A 17,262-nucleotide genomic window follows, 5' to 3' on the forward strand; every position below is an offset into this window, starting at 1 on the left:
GCGCTCCCATTAGGGGAGTCGATCGAGCAAATTGATCAGAGCAGAGTCTTCGTCTCAAACCACGTAGGTGTTGCTTCATAGCAAGCTGCATTGGCTTCATTCTCACGCGCTTCTACCCGCCAGCAACAGCTGCGCCCACCATCTCGATCAAGCAGAAGGGCATTGGCCCATTGCCAAACCAGCTCTGCGCTGGACTCCATGCCTACGTTGTCCATCACCCTTAGATCAATAGCGCCTTGATCATTCAGGCTCTGCCATTGAGACAGGAGCGGATCATCAGCATTGGCGAGGAAGGTGTGATCGAATTGGTTGTTGAGTTGTTGTTCCAGATCCCGAAGACTGGAAAAGTCGACGACAAATCCGTAGGGATCAAGCTCTTGAGCTGCAAACCAAAAGGTAAAACTGCGGCTATAGCCATGCACAAATCGACAGTGTCCTGGATGACGCCATTGACGATGACAGCAAGGATATCCAGAGAAATTCTTGCTACAAGTGTAAGCATTCTTGAGTGTCTTAGTCACGGTCGTTCATCCAGAGAGTTACTGCAGTTGGCGTGTGTTTTGAGATTATGTGTAGAGAGTGACTTTGATCTCGTGATTCGATCTATGTAACTATACGGATCAGCTTAGGCGACGAACAAAATCATGTTTAAATAGAAGTCAATCTTCAAGGCAATGCATTGTAAATGCTTTCCATTGAAGGGAGTTGCCTAGGGTAATGTACTCTAGAGGCAAGATCTAAAGACTCATCTAAATTCTATGATTTAGAGTCAAGGCTCTTGGGTTTGATCATCAACTCATTTGCAAAAGTATATCTAATTGAACAAAAATTCTTCAGGCAACATTGCTGCATGTCTGCGGGTATCCATTGATTTCTGATCAAGGCTTTCAAGTTGGTGCCTCCAATCCGATTGCAAGAAGAAGCATGATATTTGATGTTTTCCGCAATTGGCAAGTTCTTTTAGCGGAAACCCAGGTCAGGCTCCTTTTGGCAACATTAGATCTGTGATTGGTGGCAATATCTTGGATGGCGTTGCCTGGTGACAAAGGAGATATGAGAACTGGCAAGTGCTAAATCTGGAGAATTGAATTGCTCAGATCTAAGAAGAGAGCAAGAATTGATTGAATTTATTTGCTTGGACGTGCTGCCAGTTAAAGATCGATGTAGCTTGTTTCCATACATCAGTAGAAATAAAACCGGAAAGGTGTCTGTTCAGAGCTTTATCGATGATATAGCCATTGAAATTCAACTTATCAGTATTTGGAAGCTTCCCCTTCTAGCTGAGCCTGAGACAAGCCATCTGCTTGATACTGAGACTGAATGCTTTGAGTAGCTCTTATCAGTCCATAAGCCCACCCATCACCTCTTGATGTCTATGGTGTCTGTTGATCCTGACCCCTAGCCATGGCTAGGGGTGAAATTTCTAATCAGCACTCATAGCATTCGAGATGCTGATGCACTGCTCCATCCTCTCCCAGGTTAAAAGGCCTTAGGAGGGGCGGATCATGCGAGAGCGAAGCAGTTGATGACTAGTTTGGTGCTGAGGGATGATTGCACGGCAGCCCCTGCGCTCCTTGAGGACGAATGCAACCCCTCAGCCCCGCCTTCATCGACCAACTTTGTTTTGACGATATTGGTTTGATTCCAGCGATCTCCCAAGATTGGCTTGATGGAGCCGTTCTGATGATGGCCTGGATGAATCGCACTGCCTTGGAGCAGACATTAAAGAGTGGCCAAGTTCATTACTGGAGCCGCTCGCGTCAGGAGCTTTGGCATAAAGGTGCCACGAGCGGTCATACGCAGATCCTTAAGGGAATTCGTTATGACTGCGATGCTGATGTGCTTTTACTCAGTATCGAACAAACCGGTTTGGTCAGTTGTCATACCGGAGCCCGAAGCTGTTTCTTCGCAGAGGTAAACCAGCATTCGCAGGGAGACTCACTCACTCTGCCACCTCCGATGGATGCATGCAGTGAACTTTTTCGGGTGATTGATCAACGCCACACCACACCCGAAGCCAACAGTTATACAAACAAGCTTTTAGAAGGTGGAGACAATCGCATCCTCAAAAAAATTGGTGAGGAGAGTGCGGAATTTGTGATGGCTTGCAAAGACGACGATGCGAAGGCAATTGCTAATGAAGCAGCTGATCTTCTCTTTCATCTGCAAGTCGCTCTTGCCCACCACGGTTTGAACTGGAGAGAAGTGCTTGAGGTGCTCGCTAATAGACGTGGAGCACCGCGTCGAAACTGAATGCTGAACTGTGGCTGATTGAGTGATTCTTTTTAGTGAAATTCCCATCAACGTGGTTGCCCAAAGTTGGTGGATTGTGAACGGATCCACTCAAGTGTGAGCCGATCTCTTTTGGAAACAGTCAAGACAGGCACTGCCCCCTGGGATACGGCCATGACATCGCCAGCATGATCACTGTGCCCCCATAGGCCAAAAGCATGACCTAGCTCATGCAAGGCTGTGGCTTGAAGGACAGGCGCTCTTAGTTCTGGTGAAACCATGACCTTCACTTTTGGCTCAAGTTGGGTTGCTGTTTTGCGTCGAGCCTCAACGATCGTCAGCAGACTGCGGCCATTGCTGGCACGCCAACCGGAGGGGAGCTGTCGCAGCGGAGGGCGTTTTCTAAACACCAACACATGAGCGCGTTCAATCTCAGTGACCCTCGTTAGTGGAATCACTTCAGACCAGCTATTGAATGCAGCATCAACAGCATTGGCCCATCGCTTTAACCAGCGATGGCCCGCAACAGAGCCTTTGGGGTTTGGTTCAACCCATACACACCAATGAGGCAGGCTTGGATAACCAAAACTGGTGGTCGCTAATTTCTCGACATACCCGAGCCCATTTCTGGACTCGGGTAATTGGAGCCCACCATTTAAAATACGCACGTCTTGCGCTGGTGGACAGGGATCTGGAACCATTTGGATTATTGAGAAGGAAGGCCGACGCCGCGGGCCATCAGGGTTGCCAAAAGGGGAATGAATGCAAATCCAATGATTTCGATGTTGATGAACCAACCGAGGCGAGTCACTAACGAGGAACTCACTTCAGGCAGTTCTCCCTTGCGCAGTGGAATAGCCCAGAGGATATAGGTGACAGTTGGATAAAGCGAAAGAGTCCCCGCAACAATAAAGACTCCTACCTTCCACCAGAACAAAGGGTTTTGAGTATAAAAGTCACTCCCTTGGCCGAAATACAACACCCGCAGAATGCCGCTGATCAATAGCGCCAAGCCTGCTACGCCATAAACGATGTCCGTGATGACCATGGCCGTGGCTTCTCCACGGTTTGGGGAAGCCTTCAACAGCTTTCGCTCAAGCACCAAGGCAGCAAAGCAAACCATGAAGCTCAGGTAGTGGACGTAGGCAATTCCAGCATTGTTGACAATCTCAGGCATGAGGACGACTCCCAAGTGGATGGGATGAATGAAATTCGCTTTGACGCTAGCGACATCAAGCTCAATGAACGGCTATCTCAATAGAAGAAGAGGGTGAGAGGGGGTCTGCATCAATCAAAGCAACACGACATCCTGAAGAAACTGTTTAATAACGCATAAAAAGTTAATTCTGCACTCTTCCTTACGCAGTCAGGATGGAAACACTTTGGCTCTAGGTTCAATTAAGAGTTGAGTTCCATATGGTGAGTTCTTTAAGTGCCTATCTTGGGGAGATCGGGCGCCACCAACTTCTGACACCTGAACAGGAACTGACAATGGGTCGGAAGGTTCAGGCCATGGTTGCGCTTACTGACCGCTGCCATCTTGCTGGTGGAGCAGGGCCCGAATGCGAATACTCAGATGATCAGCGCCTCACCATTCGTCGTGGTGAAAAAGCCAAAAATCAGATGATCACTGCCAATTTAAGACTTGTAGTGAATCTTGCCAAGCGCTACCAGGGCAAGGGTCTTGATCTTCTCGATCTGATTCAAGAAGGCACGCTTGGACTTACCAGAGCAGTGGAGAAATATGACCCAACCCGTGGCCATAGATTTTCGACCTATGCCTATTGGTGGATTCGCCAGGGGCTTAACAGGGCACTATCCACCCAGAGCAGGACGATACGAATTCCCGTTAATGTGAATGAGAAGCTAACCAAATTAAGGGCAGCAAAGTCAAGACTGATGCAGAGCAACGGCTTGCCTCCCACTGCTGAGCAATTGGCAAAAAACATGCGACTGCCGATGGCCGAAGTGGAAGATCTGCTTGCTTGTGAATTACGCAGTGTGACAGTGAGCCTTCAAGGAGTTGTGAAGTCAAAATCCGATCCTTCAGAACTTGCGGATGTTCTTCCCAGCGAAGAGATCCCTCCGATTGAGCGTGCCGAAATGGCGGAAAGAACTGCATCGGTATGGACTTTGCTCAATCGTGCGAATCTCACTCCTAAAGAACGGATGGTGGTCACACTTCGTTTTGGACTCGACGGATCTCATGAATGGCGCACCCTCGCAGAAGTTGCACGACATATGAGTTGCAGCCGCGAATACTGCAGGCAGGTGGTACAAAGGGCACTGCGAAAACTTCGCAAAACAGGAATACAGAGTGGTTTGGCAGAAAGCACCCTCTAAGCGATAAACCTCACTGAAAAGTAGGGACTCCGCCCCAAGAAGGGGCGGAGTTCATCTTATGAATCCCCATAAATCAGGTAACAATGGAATGACATCGGCGCCGACAAACAATGGTTGATGAGGCCACCGCAACTCACACCACCGTCGATGCAACGGTGCTGGAAAGTTCCGTTATTGATCAGAGTCTGTTTCAAAAGGTGTTGCGTCAGGCTGGGCGAAGCCTTGCCAGGCCGGCTTTAGAAGCTTTGGAAATGCTCCTGGATGCATCAACACCTGCACAGGCCAGACTCACCATGCTCGCTGCACTGACCTACCTCATCATGCCCATTGATTTGGTGCCAGATTTGATCCCTGTCGCAGGATTTAGTGATGACCTTGTTGCACTTACCGCAGTCGTAGGCCTCTGGAGCAATCACATGACCCCCCAGATTCGTGATCGTGCCCGACGCAAACTAGATCGGTGGTTTCCAGTTGGCGGCTGATGTCAGGGTGGTCTGGTCAAGTTGAAGATGAGCTGACCCTCCTGTTGAAGGATTGGTTGAAGCAGCAGGGACGTACCCAGGCAGACCTGCGTCGAAGCCTTCAGGCTGTATCGACTCGCATGCCTGCCTTGCTTGAGGTCTTGGAACGTGAACATCGCCTGGGAGGAATACCACGGGTGGCGGCACGTCTATGTGAAATTGAAGCCGAATGGGTTGGAACGAATGCATCATCTCAATCTGACAACCAAAAAGATGCCGATCCTTTCAGCCAACTAGACCTACTTCTGCAAGAAATCCGCGATGACTGCGGCAGCTGAATCAGATGACAGGCAAAGTGGATCTGAATGACTGTTTCATCATGCGTTTTCCCTTACTTGTGACTTTCCTAGGAATGACTGCCAGTCTGCAATTAGCTGCTCCTTTAAGCCTGCAGGCACAGTCGGAGGGTTGGCTACTTGGACCGAACAGCCGTACAGGTGAAAACAGCAAAGTCGTGCCCAGCAACTGCATTGAAGAGGCCGATGGATCCATTGCCTGCGATACCAAGCTTGAGAATCCCAGCGGCGATACCCCGGCTCGGCCTTCCTACAATCCTTTCAATAACTGAGATCCGCCTTGCGCCGCCTCAAGCGGGCAATGCCTTCATTCCTCAATCTAGTGGATTGGGGAGAAAGAGTAATTGTCAAGATTCTCACATTGATCACCGTTGTTGTGATCATTGCGGCATTGATACAGCTCATCGTGAATGTTGGCAATGAATTGTTCGTTGATTCACAGCAGAGCTGGCTTGGGGATGACTTGATCAAGACTCTTGGTGATCTGTTAACTGTGCTGATTGCTCTTGAAGTGCTTCAGAACGTCACCAGTTATCTCCGCCGCCACGTTGTACAGATTGAGCTGGTGCTTGTTACAGCGCTGACAGCCGTGGCGCGCAAAGTGATCGTGTTGCCACCAGGATCTGATGATAAACCTCAGTTACTGGCTGGACTGGGGATTGCCTCGATTGCTTTGGCCGGGGCTTATTGGCTGGTTAAGAGAGCGACAATTGATCCGGAGCTTTCTGCTCGTTCCAGAACAAAGCCAACCAAATTGTCCCAGGGTGAGGATCAGTTCGTTCCACACGATGCAGACGGTGAGGGGCCAAATGCAGCTGATCTCCCACGCTGAGATCAACCCACACATCGGGATCTTTCAGTTGCATACGTGCACTCCCCTTCATTAGCACAATCCATTCGTGATCAGCCTGGTCATACCAGAACCCCTCTGGACTAGATGCAGCACAAGAGAGAATTAGCTCTAGGCGCCAATTTGAACCAGCGTGGAGAAGATGCTGTTGTTCCTGTCCTTGTGGAGGTAATGGCCGCGTTAGTAGATTGGCATCGGAAGAAAGCTGCTCGTCAGGCTCAAGTTCACCCCAACGGCGTCCAATCTCAAAGCCCCAAGATCGAGCTAACTTCACCACTTGGTTGTGATCTCCACAAGCGGCTAGCAGCTCTCGTCGGCCAGGGACAGTTTCTAGCGACTGAATCATTTCTTGAAGCTGTTGCACCTTGTCGAGGAATCGGTAGAGATCCTGTTCTGCCATCCATTTCTCCAGAATTCATTTCCAACTAATGATGCTGATAACAAATTGTTCAAGGTATCAGCGAAATTTTTTTGGTTGCCTCATCCGCTTTGATCATCACAACACGCATAGAAATACTCAACCATGAAAACCTTTGACGAGGATTCACAACCTATTTCCATGCCTTACATCAGCGAGCCTATGAGAGCAGTGAACAGCAGTTGATTCGGCTCGGGATCTGCTCGAGGCCTTTGTGATACCCCAGTCCTCTCTTTCACGGGGGTGCCAAGCCCATGCGCAACTGTTAAAGCGGTATCAGCAGATCACAACAGATCACTACGGCAGACTTAGGCGTTACTGCTGATGATTGCATGAACCTACAGATTCGTCTGAGGCGACTTGTACTTGAACTTGGGGGCCAAACTGCAGGATTATTAATCCTGATCTCTACACTCTTGATCCATCCTATTGGCACCATTGCATTGGATACCGATGCTGGAGGATCGTTATTCAAGCAACACTGTTCAGGGTGTCATGTAAATGGTGGCAATATCATCCGACGTAACAAAACCCTTAGGCTCAAAGCACTAGAGCGCAATGGTCTAGATAATCCTCAAGCAATCGCCAGAGTGGCTCGAGAAGGAATCGGGCAAATGTCTGGCTACGAGGATGTTCTCGGCGATAGTGGAGATCAGCTCGTGGCGGCCTGGATATGGGCTCAAGCTCAGAATGCTTGGACCCAAGGGTAAACCTCAAGAGAGGTCCATATTCCTTCCTTCCAGTAAACGTCTTGCTCTAGAAGCTTCCTAACAACATCAAGACTTGCGGCTTCGAAAATCCCAAAAACATGAGTGCTCCCTTCTGTTGGACCAAGAGTGATCAGAATGCCCTGTTTCTTAAGAGTGGTAAGCCTATTGAGGTGTTCTTCACGAAAAGGGCTTCGCTTTTCAAGTGCGTTCTCGCAGTAAGTACCCCAAAGAACAAATCGTGCCATGTCTGCTGCGTAAAACTCATCGCTAAAATTTGTCTCTTAAAGGATGGCACAAATGGGTAACTAAACGCTATGTTGTTGAAGTAGATTTCCTTTTTACAAATCATGCTCACCGGCAGCGACCTCCTCACGAAAGTCAAAGACCTGGGTGATGTCAGCAAATCCGATCTTGTTCGCGCCTGTGGCTATGTCTCCACGAAGAAGGATGGTGGAGAACGCCTTAATTTCACTGCTTTCTACGAAGCTCTACTAGAAGCTAAAGGTGTAAGCCTTGGTATAACTGGTGTCGCAGGTATCGGTAAGGGTGGACGCAAGCTTAGTTATGTAGCTACTGTTCAGGGCAATGGCAATCTATTGATTGGCAAGGCCTATACAGCCTTACTTGATCTCAAGCCTGGCGATGAGTTTGAAATCAAGCTTGGACGCAAGCAGATTCGCCTAGTTCCCGCTGGAGGAAGTGACGAAGACGACGATTGATTCATATTTTGAGCTAAGGGAGATTCGGAGAAGATCGTTCCAACCTCATTTGAATCACGCAAGCCCTGGAAATCTTCCAGGGCTTTTTTTTGTTGTGTCTTAAGGCAGGATGATAGATATGAGCAAGATAAAACTCATCCAGCAGCGTTGCGCAGCTTCTTGCAGAAAAGACCCGCTTCTTGAGCAACGAATCCAGGGGCCGCAGCAGCCATTCGTTTCACTAGAGCACTGCCAACAATGGCTCCATCAGCACCCCAACTTCGCACCTGCCGTACTTGCTGAGGCCCAGAAATTCCAAATCCGACTGCTACAGGATTGGAGCCGGACAACTTGAGTTGCTGCACCAAGGATTGAACACGATCCTCCATTACAGAACGTTCGCCAGTAACTCCCGTCACGCTTACTAAATAGGTAAAACCCCTGCTACTTTCTGCAATCCTTGCCATGCGCTCCGCAGGTGTAGTAGGAGCCACCAGAAGAACCAGATCAAGTCCACGAGCAGAAGCCAAGGGAGAAAGGCGCTCAGCTTCCTCGAGTGGAAGATCTGGGACCACAAGACCGGCAACTCCAGCCTCAGCAGCTTCATCACAGAAACGCTCCATACCCCAGTTGAACAATGGATTGGTGTAGGTGAATAGGATCACAGGAATGGAAAGTTTGCCCCGCAAGTCAATCAACATCTGCAAGACCCGAGCTGGTGTCGTACCAGAAGCCAGTGCTCGAGAAGCAGCTGCCTGAATTACCGGACCATCGGCGAGAGGATCGCTATAGGGAATGCCCAGCTCGATCATGTCCGCGCCAGATTGCTCCAGGCTGAGCAATACCTCAGCAGTGGTTTCCAGATCAGGATCACCAGCCATTAGGAATGGCATGAGTGCAAGGCGTCCCTCAGCTTGTACTCGTTGGAAGCGACTGCTGATTGTGGCGTGTGTATTGGATTTAGGTGCCAAGAAATCTGCCATAGCAATCAATTAGAAGAAGGCGTGAGGGGGGCAAAGGCCCTAGAACCTATGGGTCAGAGGGGGCTTGTTGCTTAGGATTCTCATCCTCAATATCCTTCAGTAAGGAAACTTTCTCAGCATCAGGTAATGCATCGAAGCGAGCCTGAAGTTCAGCAGCTGATAGATTTTCATAGGCCTGTTGATAACGTCGCCGTTGTTGCATGAAGGTCATATTCCCTGAAACCACTCGAAGTAGATATGATCCCGTCCAGGCGACAACAACCACAACAAGAAGTGATTGAGCAGCGATACCGGCAGAAATACTATCCAGGCCCGTAAATCTCAATACACTGTAAGCGATCCCCCCGAGTATCAAAACAAGAAAGCCCAGCTGAATGACCTTGGCACGCGTCATATGTTTAAACCTCTCCTTGCCCATTAAGGCGAAGATTCAAAAAAGGCGCGAATAGAATTAAACCGGGAAAGAATAGGAACACCAATCCGTAGGCGCTTAGACGCTCGAATTTGCCCATACAGTGCCACCGTCTGTTCATCCAGGAATAGAGGAGCAAAGGGACAACAATCAAATAGAGGCCGCCTAACAAGGCATAGGCAGCGAGCACCATCAGCGAGTTGATCGAGATTGGACTGGTGACGGCCTGTAGAAACACTGTCAGCAAACTGCTTGGTATAAATCTAGGATGCCATTGCGGGCCTTGGCCCAGCCATTGCCGGGGGCATGGCGGAATTGGTAGACGCAAGCGACTTAAAATCGCTTGTCCTGAAAAGGACGTGGGGGTTCAAGTCCCCCTGCCCCCACTGGTGATCATCGCAACGAGCCAAATATTTCCCCATTTGCGTAGAGATTCAAGTTGCTAGCCAGACCCCAATCGGATCCTTGATTGCCAGCTCGAGCAATGGTGCTATTAATGCGCTCCGATGCGTGCTTTATCAATCAACCGAAACAGACCAGCCCAACAGTTCGCCAGCATGAAATGGAACTAAGTGTTCATAAGAATCTGCGTTCGTTTGTCCGCTAAAAGTAGCTGGTACAACATGAGCTCTTCGTATCAGTTTGATTGAGGTGTTATTGAGGGGCAAGCCATAGAAAGCTGGACCGTATTCACTGGAGAAGGCCTCAAGACGATCAAGTGCTCCTTCCTGCTCAAAGACTTCGGCATAACTTTCCATCGCATAATGAGCATTGAAAATGCCACCACAACTACAAGCACTCTCCTTTGCAGAGCGAGGGTGTGGTGCCGAATCAGTGCCAAGGAAAAAGCATGGATTGCCACTTGTCGCTGCTCGACGCAGGGCGAGTCGATGGCGTTCACGCTTGGCTACTGGTAAGCAGTAGAAATCACTACGAAAACCACCGAGAAACATTGCATTACGGTTGATATGTAAATGATGAGGAGTGATAGTGGCTGCCAGATTCGGCCCACCTGTTTCCACGAACTGAACTGCCTCTTGCGTCGTGATGTGCTCCATCACGACACGAAGATTTGGATAACGCCCTATTAGTGGTGCCAGGTGGTGCTCAATAAAAAAGGCTTCTCTATCAAAAATGTCGATATCGACATCGCTCACCTCACCATGAACGAGCAATGGCATCCCAATTTTCTCCATCGTCTCTAGAAGTGAGTTAATCGCTCTTAGATCACTGACCCCCTGCTCGGAATTAGTTGTGGCATGGGCTGGATAAAGCTTGGCGGCGATGAAAACATGCTGTTGATGCCCTTGTTCTAAAACATCTGGAGCCAAGCTTTCGTTGAGGTAGGCCGTCATCAATGGCGTAAACGGAACACCATCAGGAAGGGCTGCCAAAATCTGGTCGCGATAGGTTTTTGCTGCTTCTACACTCGTGATTGGTGGCCTGAGATTGGGCATCACGATTGCTCGTCGAAACACCCGAGCTGTGCTGCCTAGCACCGCATGCAGCATGGCACCATCCCTCAGATGGACATGCCAGTCATCCGGTTGACGCAAAATGAGTTGGTCGGGCAAAGAATCCAAAGTCATCAACCCAGAATGAGGTGTAGAGATTTCAGCACCGAAGCAAGACCCAAAAATAAATTTGCTGTGATACCTCCTTTCTGGAAGTGCTGCCAAAGATGATGTTTTCGACGCTATGGCTCAGTCATTCCTGAGAACAGACAATGACATTGTGTTCTCAGGAGAGAGCCTTGGCCAGCGCACAAGAGCAAGAAGCGAAAATCAAGATCATTGATAGAAGCATTCTTGCAGCGATACGCTTTCTAAGTAGAGCGACATCTGAGAATCAGCGTTGGTCCGATTGAGCAACAGCGAATCTTGCAAGTATGAAGACCAAAACCTTAAGATCGTCTTGCGCAAACAACCATGATTTTTGAGAGAGAGGGTCATGGTTTGCGTTCAGATGCAGAATCCCTTTAGTCCGTTCGGATCACATGCCGCAATTCCTTGAACCGGCTTTACAAGTGCTGGCAGGAATCGGCCTGTTGTTTGGGGGGGGAGAACTGTTTGTGCAGGGTTCCGTCGCCCTTGCACTGATCTTAGGTATACCCGAGCTTGTGATCGGTCTCACTGTGGTGGCCTTGGGCACATGTGCCCCCGAGCTGTTTGTCAGTGTGAGTTCAGTGCTGAAGGGCTCCGATGCCCTGGCCGTGAGCAATGTGGTTGGTAGCAATATTTTTAATGTGATGGTGGTGCTTGGCAGCAGTGCCCTTGTGCTGCCACTCAGGGTGGAGAGTCGTTTAGTGCGACGTGATGTTCCTCTGCTACTAGCGGTGTCTGCAGCCGTTTGGGGAATGGCTTCAGCAGGTCGTGTGACATGGCAGGCCGGAGTAGCCCTCTTGATAGCCCTCGTGATCAATTCTGTATGGGAAATCCGTACGGCCCGGGAGGAACCGGATGGAATGGTGGAGGCTGAGCCGGAGATCAATAGCGAAACTGCCAATGGCGGTTGGATCAAAGCTTGTATCCGCCTTTTGCTTGGCATCCTGTTGTTGACCGTCGGGTCGAATCAGCTGGTTAAAGGGGCAAGCGATGCTGCTTCACTCTTAGGAGTGAGTGAGACCGTCATCGGGCTCACGATCGTCTCTGCTGGCACCTCAATGCCGGAATTGTTTACATCTTTGGTGGCTGCTCTACGAGGCCGCACAGATCTTGCGATCGGCAATGTGGTGGGCAGCAGCTTGCTCAATCAACTTCTGGTCCTAAGCAGTTGTGCCTTGGTCTCTGGTGGGGCTGGGCTGCAAGTCGATCGCTTGATCATTGAGCGAGATCTACCTGTGATGGTGCTTACCACGCTTGCCTGCATGCCAATTTTTTGGACCAGGGGACGTATTAGCCGGCTTGAAGGAGGGATCCTCGTAGGGCTCTACGTTTTTTATGTGATCGATCAAGTTCTCCCCCGCACCCTACCCACTTGGCAGGATGGATTTCGATTGACAATGCTCTGCATTGTTCTGCCTACTATTCTCGTTATGATTGTGCTTCAAGCCTTGTTGTATTGGCGTCAACTTCGCAAAGAACGAATAACTCAAAGTTTTGATTGATCTATCAAGCATCCTGCTGAAGATGGAGATTAATCGAGTCAACTGATTCGAAGATACCGATATCATGTGACACGAACATCAGAACATATACATCGCCAAGATTATTGTTTGCCGAGCCGAAACAGATCCCCTAAGGCCTTGCCTGGACGACTCAAATGGCGCAAGTGATCGACTAAAAGGATGGATGGAATTTATCTTCAGCAATACTCCCTAAGTCATGGTGACAAACTCCTCAGAAACGGTGGGATGTAATGCCATGGTGCGATCAAAGTCTGCCTTTGTAGCACCCATTGCTAGTGCTATTGATGCCATCTGAATGATTTCGGCAGCATGTTCCCCCACCATGTGACAACCAAGGATTCGATCAGTGTTGCGTTCCACAATTAACTTGAGAAGACAACGGGGCCCTCGCTTCGGCAAGGCCTGAGCCATGGATCGGAAGCGGGCGCGGTAGACCTTGACTTGATCTTTGCCATAGCGATCAATCGACTGCTCTTCAGTGAGCCCAACTGTGGCTAGCTCTGGTTGGCTGAAGACAGCACTGGCAACGAGGTCATGATTGACCTGGCGGGGTTTCTGTCCAAAAACACTGTCGGCGAATGCCCTGCCCTCATCGATTGCCACAGGGGTGAGGTTGATGCGGTCTGTTACATCACCAACAGCAAAGATGTGAGGGATATTTGTGGATTGGTTGGCATCCACTGAAATACGTCGACCTTCTAAAACAACCCCAGCAGCGTGAAGGTTGAGTCCTTGCAAAAAAGGTCGTCGTCCTGTAGCAAGAAGAACGCCCCCACAAGAGAAGCGTTCCCCACTCTGGGTTGACAAGACGAGATCGCCAGGTTGGCCTTTTAGAGCGGCTGGGTTTTCCCCAAAACGCAGATCAATGCCTTTCTCCTGCATTCCATCCTGTACTGCAGTGGAGAGCTCCCGATCAAAGCCACGCAGCAAGTGATCCCCTCGCACCAGTTGGATGACCTCGACGCCAAGGCCATGGAGGATGCAGGCAAATTCACAGGCAATAAATCCAGCTCCCACCACCACCACTCGGTCGGGGAAGCTGCTTTGCATGAACATGTCATCGCTAACCCAGCCCAACTCCGCACCTGGGATATCAGGACGATGGGGACGCCCACCGACTGCGATCAGAATGTGATCGCCGTGAAGTTCCTGTGAAGCATCGATGGCTCCGTTCCTTGAGACAGCCACGCTGTTTGGGCTCGTAAAACTCCCCCATCCCGTCACAAGCTCAACACCGTTTTTGGCTAGCAGGTCAATGTGAAGAGTATTGAGACGATCCACTTCCTGACGCACATTGGCTAGCAACACCCCCGCATTGATCTGTGCATCACTCAACTCAACTCCAAAACTGGGGGCAACTTCAAGCTGTTCCCGATAAAGAGATCCGTACACCAACAGCTTCTTAGGTACACAGCCGCGAATGACGCAGGTCCCTCCAACACGGTCACCTTCAACGATGGCGACCTTGGCACCATGGCTTGCGGCTCGCTTAGCAGCGGCTAGTCCACCAGAGCCAGCGCCAAGCACGATCAGATCAAAAGGATGCTCCAAGAGACGAGGATCACTGCATCCATTGTCAACTCCTTAAGAAAGCAACGCCAGGATTACTCAGGGATCGTGACGACAATGATCAGTAAACCGGTCATGACTCATTCAGAACAACGAGTTGTGGATCCTCTGCAATCGAGCATTGGCCGAAACTCGTGGCTTATCCAACATCAATGTTTGATCATTTGATTTGATTTGAATTGAGAACCTTTTGTCCAAGCACCTAAAGGCACTCGAAACAGGCATGATGATGCGGCTTCAAATCAAGGATTTATGCCTGCTGCAGCGTCGACAAAAGCTCTTGACTGGCAGGCCTTAGCAGAGCTAACAGTGCCGGAGGCTGATCGAATCAATGGCCCCACCAATGCCCAAGCCACCTTGCGCCTGTTTGGGCAATCTGAAAAAGCTTTAAGGGTGACTCTTTATCGGGACCATCACGCTTGGTGCCCCTACTGCCAGAAGGTGTGGCTTTGGCTCGAATGGAAGCAGATCCCCTACAGGATTCGCAAAGTCACCATGCGCTGCTATGGGCAAAAGGAAGCCTGGTTCAAGAAAAAAGTGCCTTCAGGAATGCTTCCTGCCCTTGAGCTTGATGGTCGCTTGATTACGGAAAGTGATCAGATCTTGTTAGCTCTAGAGCATGCCTTTGGTCCTCTAGGTCATCGGTTGGAGGACCCGCGCACCCTTAAGTTGCGGGATCTGGAACGGCAACTGTTTGGAGCCTGGTGTCGGTGGCTTTGTACAGCTCGATTGAATCAGAGGCAGGAACAGGCTGGCCGAGAACAATTTCAGATCAAAGCCCGGATGATGGAACAGCAGCTGTCAGCAGAACAAGGACCTTGGCTGGATCCAGCTAGCAATACACCAACCAGCCCATGCCCAGGAAGCGCTGATGTGGTGTTTATCCCCTATGTAGAAAGGATGAATGCCTCATTGGCTTATTACAAAGGTTTCAGCCTGCGGGAAGAACATCCCGCCATCCACAAGTGGTTTAAGGCTCTCGAAGAATTGGAGGTGTATCGAGGTACGCAGGGTGACTTCCATACTCATGCCCACGACTTGCCACCTCAGATGGGTGGATGTTGGGTTGCACCTAATCCAAAACAACAAGAACTGGCAGAAGCTATTGATTGTGGTGCAGGCCTTGCGGAATTGGAAACCTGTTGGGCTGATCCCGATAACTCAAAGACCCGGCCCGAGGGTCTTGCTCTGTCAAGGGTGTTGAAGCATCGCAAACGACTTTTGGAGCTCAACCCTCTTGGAGCTATTCGCTTTGATCAACCCTTAAGGGCAACACTCACACGAATGGCTTTAGGGGCCTCTTGCTCACCAGATCCAGGAAGTGCTAGTGGATTGCGCTACCTCAGGGATCGCATCTCAGTCCCGCGAGACATGCCACTGATATCAGCTCGAAGGCTACGTCAAGCCCTTGAACAAACAGCCCAGCTCGATAGCCCTGAGATGGGTGATCCAATTCCGATTCACGATCGCTTTGATCAGAATCCCACGCCTTTCTTGACGAGCTGATGCATCTGATCCCTTCAGCATTGGCTGCGGCGTTTTTGCTGTTCCCAATCCATTCGCCAGCGCTTGAGATCAATGGTCAGACATCTTTTGTGGCAGTGCCGACTAAGGCAAAACTAATTAACTACAGCAGCTATGCATTTGAAGGTGGAGCAAAGTTCTATTTCGTGATCGAGTTGCCACAAGGAGCAGACGCTGGTCTCGGCGGAATTAGCTTAAAACAGATCCGCGGTGTCCAGCCTGCTTTCTATTACGGTTCTATTCAACCAAAGGCATTTTTAGGAATGCCACGTCAGCGTGGATCCTCCGTGCCGGTATCTGCCAATTTCGAAGACGGCAATCGATCGATCGCTATCAAATTTCAGGAAGCTGTTCCGCCCGGATCCAAGGTCACTGTGGCTTTCAATGTGATGACGAATCCACCCGCAGGCCTGTACGTTTATTCAGTTTCTGCTATCCCTTGGGGCCCTAATCCCATCCCCCAGGATGTAGGAGTTGTACAGATGAGTGTTTTCTCACAAAGGCAATTCTGAAACTCCACAGGATATTTAGATGAGCACAAAGATTTTCTTAATAGGGGCATTCTAGAAATAGAAACCTATTCTTTCAAAGAAAAAATCCCTTTAATTTCTAGTTAGGAGTTGATTTTTTATGTCGTAAGACAAGCTTTATTGATCATCAGCAAAGAGATAAGACCCTATTAGATGCAATTTTAGCTCTTAACCTCATCCTCACTACACTCGGCAAGGCTCAGCATCCCTACAGCAGTAAAAGCTAAGGCTCCCAATAAGGTTGCTCGGATCGCAACCTGAGGATCAAGTACAGCCGCTATGGATAAATCTACAGGGATAGCAGCGATGGCTGCTTGCATAAACCACAGACATCCGAGTGCATTCACAACAGCTACCCACCAACCAAGATGGTGCGGCTGTATGACGAAGAGACGGCCATGACCCACCTCAAGAAGCCCGAAGATCGCCGAAATAACAAACAGCACGGACCCGAGAATGTTGGGAGCAACCTCCAGCATTAGCCATGGTGTTCCATTCAGCGTAGGTAACCCCCAGGTTGAAAATGTCTCCATGTTGAAAAGAACGGTGCCAATGCTTTGCGTTAGCGCACACCAAATTCCACACCAGCCCCAGCGCTGCTTCCGATTGAGCAAACCACGGGTCACCAACAAAGCCTGTTCCAACTGAAACCAACCTCCTGCCGTAAAAAAAACGGAGCCAATTGCCAAGAGCGCTGCACCCGAGCCAATTTTGCTCATCAGCAAAACACTGCCAATAACGAAAAACAGCGGACCAATGATGAACGCCACGGCCGTTCGCACTTCAAGACGATGGACTTCTTTCCCACGCAGTAATGCTTGAACCATATGCTTCGGAGCCAAGGTTCGATACTTTCCTTGCTCCAGCGGTTCATGGCCTTTTCGCAGACGACGACTTGTCCACAGCCCCTAACGTGAATGAGCTTTTAAATCATGCGGTCTGTCACTAACAGGAACATCCCGCCAAGCTGTCGTGCCCCATGGACTTGAATAATGCGACTGAAGGTTTGGAGGATGCTCCCGCTTTAAATTCAAAGCCCCCAATAGTGG

The 17,262-nt window shown here is 49.8% G+C and carries 21 protein-coding genes, 1 tRNA gene and 1 pseudogene; 12 read left to right on the forward strand and 11 right to left on the reverse strand.

The genetic code is table 11. From position 1 onward, the window contains the following. Nucleotides 1–35: 35 nt before the first annotated feature. Nucleotides 36–521, reverse strand: a complete 486-nt coding sequence (locus SIB80_RS06055) for a 6-carboxytetrahydropterin synthase (protein WP_063419415.1) — start codon at nt 519–521, stop codon at nt 36–38. Nucleotides 522–1,584: 1,063 nt separating this feature from the next. Here SIB80_RS06055 and hisIE point away from each other — a divergent pair. Then, nucleotides 1,585–2,253: a bifunctional phosphoribosyl-AMP cyclohydrolase/phosphoribosyl-ATP diphosphatase HisIE gene (gene hisIE, locus SIB80_RS06060; protein WP_063419417.1), complete on the forward strand. Its 669-nt coding sequence runs from the start codon at nt 1,585–1,587 to the stop codon at nt 2,251–2,253. Between the two features lie 47 nt (nt 2,254–2,300). Here the strand turns inward: hisIE and SIB80_RS06065 are convergent, their stop codons facing one another. Next, nucleotides 2,301–2,933 (reverse strand): hypothetical protein, encoded by a 633-nt coding sequence (locus SIB80_RS06065; protein WP_063419418.1) that lies wholly within the window; start codon nt 2,931–2,933, stop codon nt 2,301–2,303. 5 nt (nt 2,934–2,938) lie between these two features. Beyond that, the gene (locus SIB80_RS06070) at nt 2,939–3,409 is read right to left on the reverse strand and encodes a DUF2214 family protein (RefSeq protein ID WP_011826454.1); all 471 of its coding nucleotides are present in this window, start codon (nt 3,407–3,409) and stop codon (nt 2,939–2,941) included. 239 nt (nt 3,410–3,648) lie between these two features. On the opposite strand from SIB80_RS06070, the gene SIB80_RS06075 reads away from it, so the two are divergent. The 5 genes from SIB80_RS06075 (at nt 3,649) to SIB80_RS06095 (ending at nt 6,224) form a co-directional block, all read left to right on the forward strand. Then, nucleotides 3,649–4,575 (forward strand): RNA polymerase sigma factor RpoD/SigA, encoded by a 927-nt coding sequence (locus SIB80_RS06075; RefSeq protein WP_063419419.1) that lies wholly within the window; start codon nt 3,649–3,651, stop codon nt 4,573–4,575. Nucleotides 4,576–4,685: 110 nt separating this feature from the next. Continuing rightward, nucleotides 4,686–5,057 carry a YkvA family protein gene (locus SIB80_RS06080; RefSeq protein ID WP_011129836.1) on the forward strand — a complete coding sequence of 124 codons (372 nt, stop codon included), beginning with the start codon at nt 4,686–4,688 and terminating at the stop codon, nt 5,055–5,057. Next, nucleotides 5,057–5,374, forward strand: a complete 318-nt coding sequence (locus SIB80_RS06085) for a hypothetical protein (RefSeq protein WP_063414013.1) — start codon at nt 5,057–5,059, stop codon at nt 5,372–5,374. Before SIB80_RS06080 ends, SIB80_RS06085 begins: the two co-directional genes overlap by 1 nt. Nucleotides 5,375–5,379: 5 nt before the next feature. Continuing rightward, on the forward strand, nt 5,380–5,664 hold the full coding sequence (locus tag SIB80_RS06090; RefSeq protein ID WP_063419420.1) for a hypothetical protein: 285 nt from the start codon (nt 5,380–5,382) through the stop codon (nt 5,662–5,664). A 29-nt stretch (nt 5,665–5,693) separates the two neighbouring features. Beyond that, complete coding sequence (locus SIB80_RS06095; RefSeq protein ID WP_063419421.1) at nt 5,694–6,224, forward strand: phosphate-starvation-inducible PsiE family protein; 531 nt, start codon at nt 5,694–5,696, stop codon at nt 6,222–6,224. Here SIB80_RS06095 and SIB80_RS06100 read toward each other — a convergent pair. Next, a pseudogene (locus SIB80_RS06100) lies at nt 6,187–6,642 on the reverse strand (Nif11 domain/cupin domain-containing protein); the annotation flags it as partial. The gene SIB80_RS06095 and the pseudogene SIB80_RS06100 overlap by 38 nt on opposite strands. A 350-nt stretch (nt 6,643–6,992) precedes the next feature. On the opposite strand from SIB80_RS06100, the gene SIB80_RS06105 reads away from it, so the two are divergent. Next, nucleotides 6,993–7,370 carry a c-type cytochrome gene (locus SIB80_RS06105; RefSeq protein WP_063406635.1) on the forward strand — a complete coding sequence of 126 codons (378 nt, stop codon included), beginning with the start codon at nt 6,993–6,995 and terminating at the stop codon, nt 7,368–7,370. On the opposite strand, the gene SIB80_RS06110 is transcribed toward SIB80_RS06105, so the two are convergent. Then, on the reverse strand, nt 7,346–7,615 hold the full coding sequence (locus SIB80_RS06110) for a YciI family protein (RefSeq protein ID WP_011129842.1): 270 nt from the start codon (nt 7,613–7,615) through the stop codon (nt 7,346–7,348). The two genes, SIB80_RS06105 and SIB80_RS06110, sit on opposite strands and share 25 nt — an antisense overlap. Nucleotides 7,616–7,717: 102 nt before the next feature. Between SIB80_RS06110 and SIB80_RS06115 the strand changes: the two genes are divergently transcribed. After that, a complete protein-coding gene (locus SIB80_RS06115; protein ID WP_011129843.1) occupies nt 7,718–8,089 on the forward strand; it encodes an AbrB family transcriptional regulator in 372 nt (123 codons plus the stop codon). Between the two features lie 134 nt (nt 8,090–8,223). Here the strand turns inward: SIB80_RS06115 and trpA are convergent, their stop codons facing one another. From trpA to SIB80_RS06130, 3 genes are read right to left on the reverse strand one after another with little or no spacing between them, the layout of a single operon-like run. Then, a complete protein-coding gene (trpA, locus tag SIB80_RS06120; RefSeq protein WP_063419423.1) occupies nt 8,224–9,051 on the reverse strand; it encodes a tryptophan synthase subunit alpha in 828 nt (275 codons plus the stop codon). Nucleotides 9,052–9,097: 46 nt separating this feature from the next. Next, on the reverse strand, nt 9,098–9,445 hold the full coding sequence (locus SIB80_RS06125) for a DUF3007 family protein (RefSeq protein ID WP_041384294.1): 348 nt from the start codon (nt 9,443–9,445) through the stop codon (nt 9,098–9,100). A gap of 4 nt (nt 9,446–9,449) precedes the next feature. Continuing rightward, a complete protein-coding gene (locus SIB80_RS06130; RefSeq protein WP_240951590.1) occupies nt 9,450–9,656 on the reverse strand; it encodes an NAD(P)H-quinone oxidoreductase subunit L in 207 nt (68 codons plus the stop codon). Nucleotides 9,657–9,763: 107 nt separating this feature from the next. Here SIB80_RS06130 and SIB80_RS06135 point away from each other — a divergent pair. Continuing rightward, a tRNA-Leu gene (locus SIB80_RS06135) sits at nt 9,764–9,849 on the forward strand. Nucleotides 9,850–9,981: 132 nt separating this feature from the next. Here the strand turns inward: SIB80_RS06135 and pyrC are convergent. Further along, a complete protein-coding gene (gene pyrC, locus SIB80_RS06140; protein ID WP_063419447.1) occupies nt 9,982–11,046 on the reverse strand; it encodes a dihydroorotase in 1,065 nt (354 codons plus the stop codon). 413 nt (nt 11,047–11,459) lie between these two features. Here pyrC and SIB80_RS06145 point away from each other — a divergent pair, with 413 nt between their 5' ends. Further along, nucleotides 11,460–12,569 carry a calcium/sodium antiporter gene (locus SIB80_RS06145; protein WP_063419424.1) on the forward strand — a complete coding sequence of 370 codons (1,110 nt, stop codon included), beginning with the start codon at nt 11,460–11,462 and terminating at the stop codon, nt 12,567–12,569. A gap of 210 nt (nt 12,570–12,779) precedes the next feature. Here SIB80_RS06145 and gorA read toward each other — a convergent pair whose 3' ends face one another. Then, nucleotides 12,780–14,141, reverse strand: coding sequence for a glutathione-disulfide reductase (gene gorA / locus SIB80_RS06150; protein WP_063419425.1), 1,362 nt, complete (start codon nt 14,139–14,141; stop codon nt 12,780–12,782). A gap of 270 nt (nt 14,142–14,411) precedes the next feature. Here gorA and SIB80_RS06155 point away from each other — a divergent pair, with 270 nt between their 5' ends. Together SIB80_RS06155 and SIB80_RS06160 are read left to right on the forward strand one after the other, a co-directional pair. Next, complete coding sequence (locus tag SIB80_RS06155) at nt 14,412–15,665, forward strand: glutathione S-transferase family protein (RefSeq protein ID WP_063419426.1); 1,254 nt, start codon at nt 14,412–14,414, stop codon at nt 15,663–15,665. Next, the gene (locus SIB80_RS06160) at nt 15,665–16,195 is read left to right on the forward strand and encodes a DUF2808 domain-containing protein (protein ID WP_063419427.1); all 531 of its coding nucleotides are present in this window, start codon (nt 15,665–15,667) and stop codon (nt 16,193–16,195) included. Before SIB80_RS06155 ends, SIB80_RS06160 begins: the two co-directional genes overlap by 1 nt. Nucleotides 16,196–16,374: 179 nt before the next feature. Here the strand turns inward: SIB80_RS06160 and SIB80_RS06165 are convergent, their stop codons facing one another. Beyond that, a complete protein-coding gene (locus SIB80_RS06165) occupies nt 16,375–17,055 on the reverse strand; it encodes a hypothetical protein (protein ID WP_236065989.1) in 681 nt (226 codons plus the stop codon). Between the last annotated feature and the right edge of the window lie 207 nt (nt 17,056–17,262).

The organism is Prochlorococcus sp. MIT 1327, assembly GCF_047304785.1.
GTDB lineage: Bacteria > Cyanobacteriota > Cyanobacteriia > PCC-6307 > Cyanobiaceae > Prochlorococcus > Prochlorococcus marinus_D.

Excerpts from the sequence above, each read along its gene's own strand:
- SIB80_RS06155 (WP_063419426.1), top strand. The coding sequence starts at position 14,412 with ATGCCTGCTGCAGCGTCGACAAAAGCTCTTGACTGGCAGGCCTTAGCA.
- SIB80_RS06130 (WP_240951590.1), bottom strand. The coding sequence starts at position 9,656 with ATGGTGCTCGCTGCCTATGCCTTGTTAGGCGGCCTCTATTTGATTGTT.
- SIB80_RS06115 (WP_011129843.1), top strand. The coding sequence starts at position 7,718 with ATGCTCACCGGCAGCGACCTCCTCACGAAAGTCAAAGACCTGGGTGAT.
- SIB80_RS06145 (WP_063419424.1), top strand. The coding sequence starts at position 11,460 with ATGCCGCAATTCCTTGAACCGGCTTTACAAGTGCTGGCAGGAATCGGC.
- SIB80_RS06160 (WP_063419427.1), top strand. The coding sequence starts at position 15,665 with ATGCATCTGATCCCTTCAGCATTGGCTGCGGCGTTTTTGCTGTTCCCA.
- SIB80_RS06105 (WP_063406635.1), top strand. The coding sequence starts at position 6,993 with ATGAACCTACAGATTCGTCTGAGGCGACTTGTACTTGAACTTGGGGGC.
- SIB80_RS06080 (WP_011129836.1), top strand. The coding sequence starts at position 4,686 with ATGGTTGATGAGGCCACCGCAACTCACACCACCGTCGATGCAACGGTG.
- SIB80_RS06085 (WP_063414013.1), top strand. The coding sequence starts at position 5,057 with ATGTCAGGGTGGTCTGGTCAAGTTGAAGATGAGCTGACCCTCCTGTTG.
- SIB80_RS06110 (WP_011129842.1), bottom strand. The coding sequence starts at position 7,615 with ATGGCACGATTTGTTCTTTGGGGTACTTACTGCGAGAACGCACTTGAA.
- SIB80_RS06070 (WP_011826454.1), bottom strand. The coding sequence starts at position 3,409 with ATGCCTGAGATTGTCAACAATGCTGGAATTGCCTACGTCCACTACCTG.
- hisIE (WP_063419417.1), top strand. The coding sequence starts at position 1,585 with ATGCAACCCCTCAGCCCCGCCTTCATCGACCAACTTTGTTTTGACGAT.
- trpA (WP_063419423.1), bottom strand. The coding sequence starts at position 9,051 with ATGGCAGATTTCTTGGCACCTAAATCCAATACACACGCCACAATCAGC.
- SIB80_RS06075 (WP_063419419.1), top strand. The coding sequence starts at position 3,649 with ATGGTGAGTTCTTTAAGTGCCTATCTTGGGGAGATCGGGCGCCACCAA.
- SIB80_RS06065 (WP_063419418.1), bottom strand. The coding sequence starts at position 2,933 with ATGGTTCCAGATCCCTGTCCACCAGCGCAAGACGTGCGTATTTTAAAT.
- SIB80_RS06125 (WP_041384294.1), bottom strand. The coding sequence starts at position 9,445 with ATGACGCGTGCCAAGGTCATTCAGCTGGGCTTTCTTGTTTTGATACTC.
- SIB80_RS06095 (WP_063419421.1), top strand. The coding sequence starts at position 5,694 with ATGCCTTCATTCCTCAATCTAGTGGATTGGGGAGAAAGAGTAATTGTC.
- SIB80_RS06090 (WP_063419420.1), top strand. The coding sequence starts at position 5,380 with ATGACAGGCAAAGTGGATCTGAATGACTGTTTCATCATGCGTTTTCCC.